Annotated in this window: 12 protein-coding genes; 7 read left to right on the top strand and 5 right to left on the bottom strand. The window is 67.1% G+C overall.

Annotation, left to right across the window (positions count from 1 at the left end; all coding sequences use genetic code 11):
- Positions 1-127: 127 nt before the first annotated feature.
- Positions 128-859 (top strand): response regulator, encoded by a 732-nt coding sequence (locus PWP93_RS08870; RefSeq protein WP_421044191.1) that lies wholly within the window; start codon positions 128-130, stop codon positions 857-859.
- Positions 843-2,159 carry an ATP-binding protein gene (locus PWP93_RS08865; protein WP_421044190.1) on the top strand — a complete coding sequence of 439 codons (1,317 nt, stop codon included), beginning with the start codon at positions 843-845 and terminating at the stop codon, positions 2,157-2,159. Before PWP93_RS08870 ends, PWP93_RS08865 begins: the two co-directional genes overlap by 17 nt.
- A gap of 82 nt (positions 2,160-2,241) precedes the next feature.
- Here the strand turns inward: PWP93_RS08865 and PWP93_RS08860 are convergent, their stop codons facing one another.
- Together PWP93_RS08860 and PWP93_RS08855 are read right to left on the bottom strand one after the other, a co-directional pair.
- Positions 2,242-2,508, bottom strand: a complete 267-nt coding sequence (locus PWP93_RS08860) for a hypothetical protein (RefSeq protein ID WP_028219326.1) — start codon at positions 2,506-2,508, stop codon at positions 2,242-2,244.
- Positions 2,509-2,692: 184 nt separating this feature from the next.
- The gene (locus tag PWP93_RS08855) at positions 2,693-4,387 is read right to left on the bottom strand and encodes a sensor domain-containing diguanylate cyclase (protein WP_421044189.1); all 1,695 of its coding nucleotides are present in this window, start codon (positions 4,385-4,387) and stop codon (positions 2,693-2,695) included.
- A 333-nt stretch (positions 4,388-4,720) separates the two neighbouring features.
- Here PWP93_RS08855 and PWP93_RS08850 point away from each other — a divergent pair, with 333 nt between their 5' ends.
- Together PWP93_RS08850 and PWP93_RS08845 are read left to right on the top strand one after the other, a co-directional pair.
- Positions 4,721-6,493, top strand: a complete 1,773-nt coding sequence (locus tag PWP93_RS08850; protein ID WP_421044188.1) for an ABC transporter permease — start codon at positions 4,721-4,723, stop codon at positions 6,491-6,493.
- A gap of 30 nt (positions 6,494-6,523) precedes the next feature.
- A complete protein-coding gene (locus PWP93_RS08845) occupies positions 6,524-7,879 on the top strand; it encodes an AAA-associated domain-containing protein (protein ID WP_421044187.1) in 1,356 nt (451 codons plus the stop codon).
- Positions 7,880-7,952: 73 nt separating this feature from the next.
- Here the strand turns inward: PWP93_RS08845 and PWP93_RS08840 are convergent, their stop codons facing one another.
- The 3 genes from PWP93_RS08840 to PWP93_RS08830 form a co-directional block, all read right to left on the bottom strand.
- Positions 7,953-8,528, bottom strand: coding sequence for a hypothetical protein (locus PWP93_RS08840; protein ID WP_421044186.1), 576 nt, complete (start codon positions 8,526-8,528; stop codon positions 7,953-7,955).
- Positions 8,525-9,154, bottom strand: a complete 630-nt coding sequence (locus PWP93_RS08835; RefSeq protein WP_421044185.1) for a hypothetical protein — start codon at positions 9,152-9,154, stop codon at positions 8,525-8,527. Before PWP93_RS08835 ends, PWP93_RS08840 begins: the two co-directional genes overlap by 4 nt.
- 225 nt (positions 9,155-9,379) lie before the next feature.
- Positions 9,380-10,501, bottom strand: coding sequence for a sigma-54 interaction domain-containing protein (locus tag PWP93_RS08830; RefSeq protein WP_421044184.1), 1,122 nt, complete (start codon positions 10,499-10,501; stop codon positions 9,380-9,382).
- Positions 10,502-10,898: 397 nt separating this feature from the next.
- Between PWP93_RS08830 and PWP93_RS08825 the strand changes: the two genes are divergently transcribed.
- The 3 genes from PWP93_RS08825 (at position 10,899) to PWP93_RS08815 (ending at position 13,286) form a co-directional block, all read left to right on the top strand.
- Entirely contained in the window at positions 10,899-11,252 is a 354-nt protein-coding gene (locus tag PWP93_RS08825; protein WP_421044183.1) for a hypothetical protein, read from the top strand.
- 322 nt (positions 11,253-11,574) lie between these two features.
- On the top strand, positions 11,575-12,960 hold the full coding sequence (locus tag PWP93_RS08820) for a sigma-54-dependent transcriptional regulator (protein WP_421044182.1): 1,386 nt from the start codon (positions 11,575-11,577) through the stop codon (positions 12,958-12,960).
- Positions 12,961-13,082: 122 nt separating this feature from the next.
- A complete protein-coding gene (locus PWP93_RS08815) occupies positions 13,083-13,286 on the top strand; it encodes a hypothetical protein (RefSeq protein ID WP_421044181.1) in 204 nt (67 codons plus the stop codon).
- Positions 13,287-13,303: the final 17 nt, after the last annotated feature.

Raw genomic sequence — 13,303 nt, 5'->3', positions numbered from 1 at the left:
CCCGCGTGTTACCGCTCTGGCCGCCGGCATTACGCAACATTACGTGCGCCTTTCGCGGTAACACCCTGTAACCCAAAGCGCGTCCGTGTAAGCAAACGGCTTTCTCGCGCGCGTTAAACTTCGTCCCATGGCTACTCAAATTCTGGTCGTCGACGACGACGTCGAACTGCGCGACCTGCTGCGCGACTATCTGGCGCGGCAGGGGATCGAAGTGTCGGTGCTGCACGATGCGGGCTCGCTCGAGCGGCGGCTCGAGCGCGAGCGCCCCGACCTGATCGTGCTCGATCTCATGATGCCCGGCGTGGACGGGCTCACGGCGCTGCGCAAGCTGCGCGCCTCGGGCGACGATATTCCCGTGATCATGCTGACTGCGCGCGCGGACGACGTGGACCGCATCGTCGGCCTTGAGCTTGGCGCCGACGACTATCTTGGCAAGCCCTTCAACCCGCGCGAGCTGCTCGCGCGCGTGCAGGCCGTGCTGCGGCGGCGCCACACGGTGCCCTCGGCCGCCGCGCCCGAGCAGCGCGAGCCGTTCTCGTTCGGCCGCTTCGTGCTCGACTTCCAGTCGCGCACGCTGCAGCAGGAGGGCAAGCCCATCATGTTGTCGGGCAGCGAGTTCGCGCTCCTGAAGATCTTTGTCAATCATCCGATGCGCACGCTCACGCGCGAGCGCCTGCTCGAGCTGCTGCATGGTCCGGAGTACGACGGCACCGACCGCGGCATCGACGTGCAGGTGTGGCGCCTGCGCCGCATTCTCGAGACCGACCCGTCCACGCCGCGCTTCATTCAGACAGTGCGCGGCCGTGGCTACGTCTTTGTGCCGGATGGCGAGCAGGCCAGCCATGCGCCGGCCGGTTGATTCGCTGTTTGGGCGGTTCGCGCTGCTGTTCATCGGCGTTCTGCTCCTGTCTCACGTCGCATGGTTCGCGCTGATGCGCCTCGAGCGCGACCAGATGCAGTCGCGCTACGCGGTGGAAGAGGCCGTGTTCCTCGTCGATGCCGTGCGTCAGCATGTGCAGCGCGAGCCCGATCAGCCGCTGCCCTCGCGCGTGCAGCTGGTCGACCCGGCGAGCGTCGCGGTGCCCGCGATCAAGCCCGACATGCCCGCCGGTCTGCGCCGCTTCATCGACGACCTGCGCGACCGCATGCCGGCCGGCACCGACGTGCGCATCGGCCCGCCCGGGCATCCGCCCATGTTGTGGGTGCGCGGTCCGCAGGATGCGCGCTGGATCGTGGTGCCGGCGCAGCCGCTGCGCCCGATGCGCCCGATCGACCGCGCGGTGCCGTGGTTCATCATCATTTTCACGGCGGCGGTGATCGCTGCGCTGGTGGCCGCCTGGATGCTCCAGCAGCCGCTGCGCGCGCTCGCCCAGGCGGTCGCGCGCTTCGGCCGCGGCCTGCCCGTGCCGCCCTTGCCCGAGCGCGGGCCGCGCGAGATGCGCCAGCTCACGCGCGGTTTCAACCAGATGGTGAAGGAGGTCGAGCGCACCGAGAAAGACCGCGCGGTCATGCTCGCGGGAGTCGCGCACGACCTGAAGACGCCGCTCGCGCGCTTGCGTCTGCGCGCCGAGATGATGGACGAGCAGAAGGTCCGTGACGGCGTGGTGCGCGACGTGGCTTCCATGGCGCATATCGTCGACCAGTTCCTGGTGTTCGCGCACGATGGCGCCGACCGCAGCGAGCCCGTTGAAGTGGACGACCAGTGCGAGCGCATCGCGCGCAACTACCGTACAGTCGGCGGCGAGACGCTCGTGATCGAACGCCGCCTGAATGCGGGAGCGGTGTTCCGCCTGCCCGCGGCCACGCTCGAGCGCGTGGTGTCGAACCTGCTCGACAACGCGCACGCCTACGGCGCGCCGCCCGTGGTGATCGAGACTGCGCGCGGGGCGCAGGATTTCACGCTCACCGTGCGCGACCACGGCAGGGGCATTGCCGACCAGGACCTCACGCAGGCGAGCCGCCCGTTCGTGCGGCTCGATCCGGCGCGCGGCGGCAACGGCCATAGCGGCCTGGGTCTCGCGATCGTCGAGCGGCTCGTGCGGCGCGCGGGGGGGGAGATCGCCATCGGCAATGGCGAGAGCGGCGGCCTCGAAGTGCGCATGGCGTTTCCGTTCGAAGTGGTCGAACGCACGGTTGCCGAGGCGGCGCAGATCTGGTGAGCGCCGGCGTGCGGCGCATATTGGCGGGGGAGAGTGCGGCGGGCAAGGCCGCCGGATGTCACGTGATATGCGTGCGGGTGCGTCAGGCCGAGAACAGCGTGTCGAGCGCGGCGGCGGCCTCGCTGTCCACGGTGTTGTAGACGACGCTGTCGGCCTCGAAGATGTAGTGCGTCGTGTACTTGCCGAGGCGGGCAAGAATTTCTTCCTGAACCAGCTCGGGTGCGGCTTCGAGCTTCAGGTACCACGCGGTCGATGACAGGCGCGTCTGAAACGCTCCGTATTCGACCATCAGCTGGTCGAACGCGAGAGCATCCTGATCGCGGCAGACGATGACCAGATTTCCCTTCATGCATGCCTCCTATGTGCTGAGCGACTTGCCACGGCGATGCGCGCCGCATGATGCCGCGCGCTCGGATCGTTCGATGATACCGCGTTGGAGAGGAAAGCCCTGGACGGGTTCCACAATTAAGTGAGTGGTGACTTCCCCTCCTCACGCGTGAGCGCGCCTGAGCGCGCGCGGACGGTGGCGCGGATTACCAGGTCGCCGCGGCGGTGCGCGGCGGCGCGGCGCCGTCCGAAGCCATCGCTTCGCAGCGGTCGCGACCTCCCGCCTTCGCCATATAGAGCGCGAGATCGGCGCGGCTCATCAGGCGTTCGGGCTGGTCCAGGGCCGCCGCGAGCTCCGTGATGCCGATGCTCACGCTCAGATACGCCTCGCTGGGCAACCCGGTGCAGACGTTCGCTTTCACCTGGCGGCGCAGCCGCTCGATCACGTCTTGTCCGGCGGCGAGCGTGGTGGCCGGCAGCAAGATGCCGAACTCCTCGCCGCCGAGCCGCCCGACCGCGTCGTCGGAGCGCAGCTCGGTGCGGCAGGTCTCGACGAAGTGCTGTAGCGCGCGGTCGCCGGCCGGGTGGCCGAAGCGGTCGTTGATCTGCTTGAAGTGGTCGAGGTCGGCGATCGCCATGCAGAGCGGCTTGCCGCTCGCGTAGGCCGCGTCGATTTCGTGGCGCAGCAGGTCGAGGAAATAGCGGCGCGAGAGCGCGCCCGTGAGCGCGTCGTGGCGCGCCTCGGCGGCCAGCAGCGAATTGGCGGCCTGCAGTTGCTCCGCGAGATCCCGGCTTGCGCGGTGCAGGCGCCGCTCGCGAACCCACGAGATCGAGATCACGGCGGCGAGCGTGACCGAACCCGCCAGCGTAAAGAAGATCAGCAGCCGGTCGCGCCGGTGATTCGCGAGCAGTTCGGGCCACGCATTGAGCGGATCGACGAGATGGGCGGTGAGCCCCGAATTGAGCCCGCCGCGCTGCTCGTAAAGCGCCGGGGTGCGCTGGCGGGGCAATTCCACGAGCGCCTGTGCCGCACTTTCCGATATCCACGGCGCTTCGTGCGCCGCCGCCTCGCCGGCGCCATGCAGCGGGAGTTCGCTAAAGCGTTCGCGCAGATAGGTGTTCACGCGGTCGACGGCGTTCATCTCCTGCACATGGGAGCCGGGCATGGCGAGCCCTTCGAGCTTGCTGTCGTGCGCCATGACGATCACGCCATTGCTGTCGGACACAAAGGTGCCCGGGTGGGTGACCCAGTGGCGCAGCCGCGCGATGCTGACCTTGGCGAGCACCGCGCCCACCAGCAGGCCGTTGTCGTACACGGGCGCGGCCACGAAGATGCCCGGCTCGCCGCTCGAAGTGCCGACGCCATAAGTCTCGGAGAACGCGCCGAGCAGGGTGTCGCTCAGATAGTTGCGCGCCCGCATGTCGACGCCCACGTAGGAGATTTTCTCCATGGCGTTGCTCGACGCGATGCAGATGCCGTTGTTGTTCACGAGCCAGATGGCGTCGAAGCCGGAGAAGCCCTGGGCGTCGTGCAGGAAGCCGTTGACGGCCGCGAGCGTGGGTGCGTGCTGCAATGCTTCGCGCCGCACCAGTTCCGTGGACGTGCGCGACGCGGCATAATTTTCGGCCTCGACCAGCGCCTGCTGCACCACGTGGGTTTCGGCCATGGTCGCGGGGATGGCGCGCGACATCGAGAGATCGCTCGCGATGACCTCGGCCATGTTGTCGACGACCGAGCGCGTCATCTGGCGCTGCACGCGGAGCGCGGTGTCGAGCTCCTGGCGCATCATGCGGTTGGCGAGCCCGCCCGCGACCAGCCAGCAGACGAGCGCGAGCGCCACGACAGCCGCCACCGTGACCACGGGGGGCAAGGCGGCTTGACGCAAGAGTCTCCTGTTCATTGGCCTTCTGGTTCGGTCAGGCGCATGGCGCGCAGGGTGCAGATGGTGCGTTAGCGGGCGGGATGCCCGGCGTCCCGGTAAAGCGGGGGCAATCGGTGAAACATTAGGGGGCCGCGTGTGACAACCGTTTTACAGGTGACCGCCGTTGCCGTGCGACGATTTTAACTCTCGAATGGAGCGATGGAGCCCGCGGACGCCTTGGGGCGGACTGTGTCGATGCAACTCGCATGCTTCGCCATGAGGCGCAGGCATCGGACGCGAGGTTGAATCTGTCATGAAGGTTGTGTAGTGTCGTGCCGTTTCGGAAGCGGGCAAGCACGGGAGAGCGCCTGAATGGACTTCAGCTTCAACCTGAACCGTACGGCCAACGCCTCGGCGTGGCGCGTGCTGCCCAATCGCTGGGACTTCGTGGCGTTCCCGCTGATCATCTGTTTGATCGCCATGGCCGTGGTGGGCTTTCACGAGACCATGGCGCCCATCGCCACGCTCAAGACGCAGACGATCTCGCTCGACCCGGCCAACCTGCCCGAGTACGCCATGCGCACCACGCTGCGCATGCTCGCGGCCATGGTCGCCTCGCTCGCGTTCACGCTGGTCTACGGCACGCTCGCGGCCAAGAGCCGGCGCGCGGGCCAGGTGCTGGTGCCGATCCTCGACATCCTGCAGTCGGTGCCGGTGCTCGGCTACATCTCGTTCACGGTCACCTTCTTTCTCGCGCTGTTTCCCTCGCGCGTGCTGGGCGCGGAGCTTGCGGCGATCTTCGCGATCTTCACGAGCCAGGCGTGGAACATGACCTTCAGCTTCTATCAGTCGCTGCGCACGGTGCCGCGCGATCTGGACGAAGTCTCGCGCGGCTTTCACCTCACGGGCTGGCAGCGTTTCTGGAAGCTCGAAGTGCCGTTCTCGATGCCGGGTCTCATCTGGAACATGATGATGTCGATGTCGGGCGGCTGGTTCTTCGTGGTGGCCTCCGAGGCGATCACGGTGGGCAACAACACGATCACGCTGCCGGGCATCGGCGCGTACCTGGCGCAGGCGATCACGGAGAAGAACCTGCACGCGGTGGGCTGGGTGATTCTCACGATGACCGTGGTGATCCTGGCCTACGACCAGTTCCTGTTCCGCCCGCTGGTGGCGTGGGCTGACAAGTTCCGCATGGAGAACACCTCTTCGGGCGACGCGCCCGAGTCGTGGCTGCTCGACCTGATTCGCCGCACGCATCTGATTCATCAGTCGCTCGTGCCGATGGGCTTTTTGCTGGCCACGCTCGCGCGCGTGCCGTTCCGGCTGCCCGCCGCGCTGACCTCGTCACTGACGTCCATCGCGGCGCCCGCTCCGGCGCGCGGCGAAGGTCTGCGCGCGAAGATCGGCGATGTTATCTGGGCCGTGTTCGTGATCGCGCTCACGGTCTACGTGGTCTGGCGCGTGGTCGCGTTCGTGCGCACCGGCGTCACGCTCGACGAAGTCGGCCATGTGTTCGTGCTCGGCCTCATCACGCTGTTGCGCGTGGTGCTGCTGATCGCGATTGCCTCGGTGATCTGGGTGCCGCTCGGCGTGCTGATCGGCCTGCGTCCGGCGCTTGCCGAAAAGGTGCAGCCGCTCGCGCAGTTCCTCGCGGCGTTCCCGGCGAACCTGCTGTTCCCGGTGTTCGTGATCGTGATCGTGCGCTTCCATCTGAACCCGGACATCTGGCTCTCGCCGCTGATCGTGCTCGGCACGCAGTGGTATATCCTGTTCAACGTGATTGCGGGCGCCACGGCGTATCCGAACGACTACAAGGAAGCGGCCAGGAACTTCCGCATCCGCGGCTGGCAGTGGTGGCGCCAGGCGATGCTGCCGGGCATTTTTCCGTACTACGTCACGGGGGCGATCACGGCCTCGGGCGGCGCGTGGAACGCGAGCATCGTGTCCGAGTTCGTGCAGTGGGGCGACACCAGGGTCGCTGCGCACGGCCTGGGCGCGTATATCGCGCAGATGACGGCAGCCGGCGACTACCCGAAGATCATTCTCGGCATTGCCGTGATGTCGCTGTTCGTCACGCTGTTCAACCGCGTGCTCTGGCGTCCCCTCTACACTTACGCGGAGTCCCGGCTGCGGCTCGACTGATCGAATAATCGAAGGCTCGAAGGTAAAGCGATGCAAAACCCCAAGACCCTAAGCACTACGACTACGCTGGGCGACGCGCAGGGCGTCCCGATTCCGCCGCGCGTCGGCGAGGAAATCCTGCGCGTGCAGAACGTGTGCCGGGGCTTCAACAAGACCCAGGGCGAGTTGCTCGTGCTAGACGACGCCAATCTCTCGCTGCGCGAAGGCGAGATCGTCGGGCTGCTCGGCCGCTCGGGCTCGGGCAAGTCCACGCTGCTGCGCATCATCGCGGGGCTGATTTCTCCGACCTCCGGCGAGGTCGCGTGGCGCGGCAAGCCGCTCGAAGGGCCGGCCGAAGGCGTGGCGATGGTGTTCCAGACCTTCGCGCTGTTTCCGTGGCTCACGGTGCTGCAGAACGTGGAAGCGGGCCTCGAAGCGCAGGGAGTGGGCGCGCGCGAGCGCCGCGAGCGGGCGCTGGCCGCCATCGACCTGATCGGTCTGGACGGCTTCGAAAACGCCTACCCGCGCGAGCTTTCGGGCGGCATGCGCCAGCGCGTAGGCTTCGCGCGCGCGCTTGTGGTGGACCCGATGCTCATGCTGATGGACGAGCCGTTCTCGGCGCTCGACGTGCTGACCGCCGAAACGCTGCGTACCGACTTGCTCGATCTCTGGACGCAAGGGCGCTTGCCGATCAAGTCGGTGCTGATCGTCACGCACAACATCGAGGAAGCGGTGTTCATGTGCGACCGCATTCTGGTGTTGTCGTCGAATCCGGGGCGCGTAGTGGCCGAGATCAAGGTGCCGTTCAAGCACCCGCGCAACCGTCTGGACCCGGCGTTCCGCAAGCTCGTGGACGACATCTACGCGAAGATGACCGCCCGCCAGACCGGTGAGGCCACCCGCAAGGGGCTCGAGCTCGGCAGCTGGCTGCCGCGTGTGTCGACCAACCTGATGGCCGGTCTGATCGAAACGCTGGCGGCGGCGCCTTATCACGGCCGCGCCGACATGCCGGAAATCGCGCGCTCGCTGCACCTGGAAGTGGACGACCTGTTCCCGATCGCCGAAGTGCTCCAGCACCTCGGTTTCGCCGACGTGCGCGAAGGCGATGTGCTGCTTACGCCGCCCGCGCGCGTGTTCGCGGAATTCGGGACGCAGGAGCGCAAGATGATGTTCGCCGAGCATCTGCTGCGCCAGGTGCCGCTCGCGGCGCGCATCAAGAAGGTGCTCAACGAGCGACCCGGGCACCGCGCGCCGCGCGTGCGCTTCGAGCAGGAACTGGAGGATTTTCTTTCGGACGGCGCCGCGGAAGAGACGCTCGACACCGTGATCGACTGGGGCCGTTATGGCGAGATCTTCTCGTACAACGACCAGTCGGAGATCTTCAGTCTCGAAGACGTGGAGTCCTGAGCGGGTTGGGGCGAGGCACGCGCCTGGCGCAAATCAGACGCAATTCAAACACCGCCCCAGACACCGCCCGGCGCTATTGCAGCGTGCCCCAGCGCTCCACGGCCGGCTCGGCCGTCGCCCATTTCCAGCCGCCCTGGTCGTGGCAGGTGCTGGCCGTGTACCACTGCTCGGGCGCGTTGGCGGCTTCGCCGTCCTGCACCGAGAACACGAACTCCTTGCACAGCGCGAGCGCCGAAGCAAACGCGCGCGTCACGCGCACCTGGCCGTGACCGTTTTCCACCGGCAACTGGTGCTTGATGCGCCAGATGTCCATGCCGCCCACGGGCAGCCGCCCGGCCGTTTCGGCGAGCATTTCCTGCTGGTCGGCGTGCATGCTCTTCGTGAAGCGGTTGACGGCCTCGTCGGTGGCCGCCTGCACCGCAATACCAACGCCCAGGCCCACTGCCGGGTTCGCCGTCACGATGCCCGTGGCCGCCGCCGCCGCCGCGCCGCTGGCCGCGCCGATCGACGAGCAGCCGCTCGACGCGAGCGCGACGCTCACGCACAGCGCGGCAAGCGCGACGACACGCGCAGCCGCGCGTGGCATGACGTGTGCGGTGGCGCGCGGGATGCAGTGCCTGCGCGCATCGAAGTCGTGCGCCCCGCTCATTGCAGCGCGCCCCAGCGGTCGGTCGCCGGCTCCGCCGACGCCCATTTCCATGTCTCGCCGTCGCGGCAGACCGAGGCCACATAGAACGCGCTGGAGGCCGCCGCGTCCTTGGTCGCGTCCTGATCGACGGAGAACACGATTTCCTTGCAGTCGAGCGCGCCGGTGCTGATCGTGCGGCTTACCGTGACGCGGCCATGCGCATCGTCCTCGATGGGAAACGAATGGCTGATGGACCAGGGCGCCACGCCGCCCACGTCGAGCGGGCCGGCGGCCTTCGCAATGCTGTCCTGGGTGTTGCGGTGTACCACGCGCTCCGAATACTGCACGCCGGCCTTCGCGGCGGCCACGGCGCCAAGGCCGATGCCGGTGGCGACCGCCGCGTTGCTCGTCACCTTCGAGGCGATGGCCGCGCCGGCAATGCCGGCGCCCGCCTGTGCGCCTTCGGAGTAGAGCGAGCTGCACGCGGAGCAGGCGAAGCTCGCCACGGCGGCGAGCAGCGTGAGCGATACCGTGCGTCGCCAGTGGGCACTCGAAGCGAGGGTGCGGGAGCGTGCCGCGATGGCTGAAGGCGCGATTCGCGGAGCCGACGTTGGCGCATTGCACGCCAGAGCACTTCGTTCTTGCATGTCATTTTCCCTGCCGCTAGCGGCTGGAAGCTGCCCGGCGCGGGCCTCCAGCACGTTTTCGTGCTGCGGATTGTGCAGGATGGCCTATACGAAGGGGATAGGGAAAGTGCAAGAAATTGCAAAACGTCGTGCGCCGTTTGTTGTTACATGCTTGCGTGCGCCACCATCGTGTGCGTTTTGAATCGATGCGCTCGTGCTGGCGTGTGGGTATCGACGTCAGTGGGTTTAGTGCGCGTTGTCCGTTTCGTCATCGCTCGTGCTTTCGTCGGGCGTGCTGGTGTCGCCGTCCTCGGCGCCGTAGCTGCCGAGCCGGTTGTAGAGCGTCTTCAGGCTCACGCCAAGCGTGCGCGCCGCGAGCCGCTTGTCGCCGCCGCAGTACTTGAGCGTGCCGAGGATGATCTGCTTTTGCGCGTCGGCGAGCGGCGTGCCGATCCACACGCTCATCGAGTCACCCTGGGTGACGGGCTTCTTCACGCGCGGCACGAGCTGCGGATGGGCGATCTCGACGGTCTTCTCCGCAAGGATGAACGCGCGGTACACGGCGTTCTTGAGCTCGCGCACATTGCCGGGCCACGACCAGTTGCGCACGGTCTCGAGCGCGCGCTTGCTAAAGACCTTTTGCGTGCCGCTTTCCTCGTTGAGTTCGGTGAGAAAGAGTTGGGCGAGCAGTTCGCGGTCGCGCTCGCGCTCGCGCAGCGGCGGCGCGCGCAGCGGAAACACGGCGAGGCGATACATCAGGTCCTCGCGCAGCGCGTTCTCTTTCACGGCGGTCACCGGATCGCGATTGGTGGCCGCGATGATGCGCACGTCGCCGCGTATCGCCTCGTTGCTGCCGACCGGATAGTACTCGCCGGTTTCGAGCGCGCGCAGCAGCTTGACCTGATGCAGCAGCGACATCTCGGTGACTTCGTCGAGGAACAGCGTGCCGCCGCGCGCATGTTCGAAGTGGCCGTCGCGCGCCTGCACGGCGCCGGTGAAGCTGCCTTTTTCGTGGCCGAACAGCTCGGCTTCGATCAGATCGTCGGGAATCGCGCCGCAGTTCACGGCGATGAACGGGCCGTCGCGGCGGGTGCTTTGCGCGTGGATCGTGCGCGCCACGAGTTCCTTGCCCGTGCCCGACTCGCCGACGATCAGCGCGGTGGCGTCGGTGAGCGCCACGCGCTCGATCTGCCCGTAAAGCTCGCGCATGATCGCCGACGAGCCGTACAGCAAGCCGTACGGCTGCAAGCCGGCAACACGCGGGCCGGCCGGGTCGCTGCGGCGCGCGTCGTTGCTCTTCTCGTGGCGCCCTTCGGCGCGCTCATCGTCTCGTTCGGCGGCGGGCAAGCCCGGCTCGATTGACGCCATGGCGTAGTCGTCCTGCATATTGGGGTGTGCGGCCAGAAGCCGGAAAACGCTCGCGATGCCAGTCGTAGAGGCGCGCGGTGCGTGGGCGAGGTCCGGGAGCGGAGCCGGCAGGCCGCTATCATTGGTTATACCGCAGTCTGTCCTGACAGGCCGTCCAGGACGTGCGCGGACGATGCGGCGCCGACGGCCTCGGAATCTCCATCCCGTAAACATTTAACCATTGCCGCGCCTTGCACGGCAATGGACTCGATCCCATGGCATGTCTCATGCTGTGCAACTCGGACTGGCGCAGCGCGTCTACGCTACTAGCGGGCGCGTATCCTGCGTGGCGTCTGGGCCGCGCAGGCCGAACTGTTCCGAACCCGCTTCGCCGGCGACGAAATTGGGAGAATGCGATATGGCAAGAAACAAGCCTGGACTGATTGGAACCCTGTTCGCGGTGGGTGCGCTGGGCGCGACGGCAGGGATGCTGGCGTTGCGCTGGTCGCAACGGCATCGCATGCAGCGGCAGAGTTTTTATCGCGATCTGAGCCGCTGGGAAGGCGAGGGCGGCGCACTGGTTGAGAACGGCGCAGGCGTGCCGGGTGTGGCTGCTGCGGATAGCGGTGGCGCGAGCATGGCCGATCCGATCAAAGCCGCTCGCACGGTCAGCAAGACGGCGCGCGAGGCCCCCAACGGCGTGTCGAACGACGACCCGGGCGCGGCCTGGCCGTTTCCGCACGGAGGCAGCGACCCGGTCACGCGACACTGAAACCGCATGCGGGTAACGGGTGCGCTGGCCGTGCTGTCGTACGTCGACAGGGCGCCGACAAACGTGCGCAAGCCTATCTCGATTAAGTCTATAATGGTCATATCCACAACAATCGAGGTTCGGGTTGCGTGCTGGCCGCGGTATTGTTGCGTAAGTGCAGCTAAAACCGCTCAATCGCCGTCTTGAGCGCCCCCGACCGTTTCGTACTCCCCTGCAGCGCGACAGCATGCGCCGCGAAATTTGCGGCGCGGGCTCACGTTGCCTCGCGGCCCGTGCTTGCCGCGCATGGGAGCCATTCATCTTTCAGGGCTGACGAGACGCGATGCCACATGTATTGATTGTCGATGACGATGCGCAAACCCGCGAAGCGCTCGCCGCCGTGGTGGCCGAAGACGGACTCACCACCGCGCAGGCCGGCGACCTGCGCGAGGCGCGCATCCAGCTGATCCGGCAGATGCCGGACGTCGTCTTCACCGATCTGAAGCTGCCCGACGGCAGCGGCACGGACCTGTTCCAGGACCTCGACCCGCGTTCGGGCGTGGAACTCGTTGTCATCACCGGTCACGCGAGCGTGGAAACGGCGGTCGATGCGCTCAAGTCGGGCGCCATCGACTATCTGGTCAAGCCGATCAACCTTCAGCGCGTGAAGGCGATCCTCAACCGCCTGCCGCGCGCGGGCGATCTCAAGGCCGAAATCGGCACGCTGCGTGGCGAGCTGCGCCGCATGGGGCGCTTCGGTCTCATGATGGGCAATTCGCCGGCGATGCAGGAGGTCTACGACCAGATCAGCCGCGTCGCACCTACGCCCGCGTCGGTGATGCTCGTGGGCGAGTCGGGCACGGGCAAGGAAGTGGCGGCCCAGACCATCCATCAGCTGAGCCTGCGCCGCAAGCACGAATTCCTCGCCGTGAACTGCGGCGCGATCTCGCCGAACCTGATCGAGTCGGAGATGTTCGGCCACGAGCGCGGCTCGTTCACGGGCGCGGATCGTCAGCACAAGGGCTATTTCGAGCGCGCGAACGGCGGCACGCTGTTCCTCGACGAAATCACCGAAATGCCGATCGAGCTCCAGGTGAAACTGCTGCGCGTGCTGGAGACCGGCATGTTCATGCGCGTGGGCACCACCAAGGAGATCGAGACTGACGTGCGCCTGATCGCGGCGACCAACCGCGACCCGGAGCAGGCCGTCGAGGAGGGCAAGCTGCGGCTCGACCTCTACCATCGGCTGAATGTGTTTCCGATCAGCCTGCCGCCGCTGCGTGAGCGCGGCAAGGACGTGGAACTGCTCGCCCAGGCGTTCCTCGACGAGCTCAACGAACGCCACGGCACGAAGAAGCAGTTCCCCGCGGCGGTGCGCGAGACGCTGGCCGGCTATCCGTGGCCGGGCAACGTGCGGGAGTTGAAGAACTACGTGCAGCGCGCGCACATCATGGCCGGCACCGAAGGCGATCTCACAGCGGCCGTGCCGCTGCAGATCTCGATTTCGAAGCCCGTGGCGGGCACGGCGGTGACGATCCCGTTCGGCACCTCGCTCGCCGATGCCGATCGCCAGTTGATTCTCGCGACGCTGGAGCAGTGCGGTGGCGTGAAGACGCGTGCGGCGGAAATTCTGGGCATCAGTCTGAAGACGCTTTATAACCGGCTCGTCGAGTACGGCAATGAGAGCGGCAAGGGCGACGCGCCCGCACGCGCCGCAGGCGGCGCCTGAGCGCCTGCGCCCGGCGACGGCCGCGCGCATCCACGCGCGCGGTCTGCACGGAATTGCGCTCGGACAGATGCGCTGGTATGGGGTTTGTGACCTGCTCTGTGCAACTTCACGAGGAGCAACCGATGCTGACCTGCCGATTACCGAATCCCGCCGATCCGCCGCGCATGCCGCCTTCGCTTGCGCATACGCCGCAGCCCGACGACCCCCCGCCCAGCGAACCCGACACGCCCGACGCGCCGCCCATCGGCGATCCGCCGCCCGAGCCCGGCGAAGCGCCGCGCGCCGCTGGGCCGGGCACCGCTGCGTCGCCGAGGCAAGTTCGCTGATACTCGTGCTTTTTATG

The sequence above is a fragment of the Paraburkholderia sp. A1RI-2L genome, assembly GCF_048957375.1.
GTDB lineage: Bacteria > Pseudomonadota > Gammaproteobacteria > Burkholderiales > Burkholderiaceae > Paraburkholderia.
Note: the sequence above shows the minus strand (reverse complement) of the source record. Positions and strands in the feature narration are given on the sequence as shown.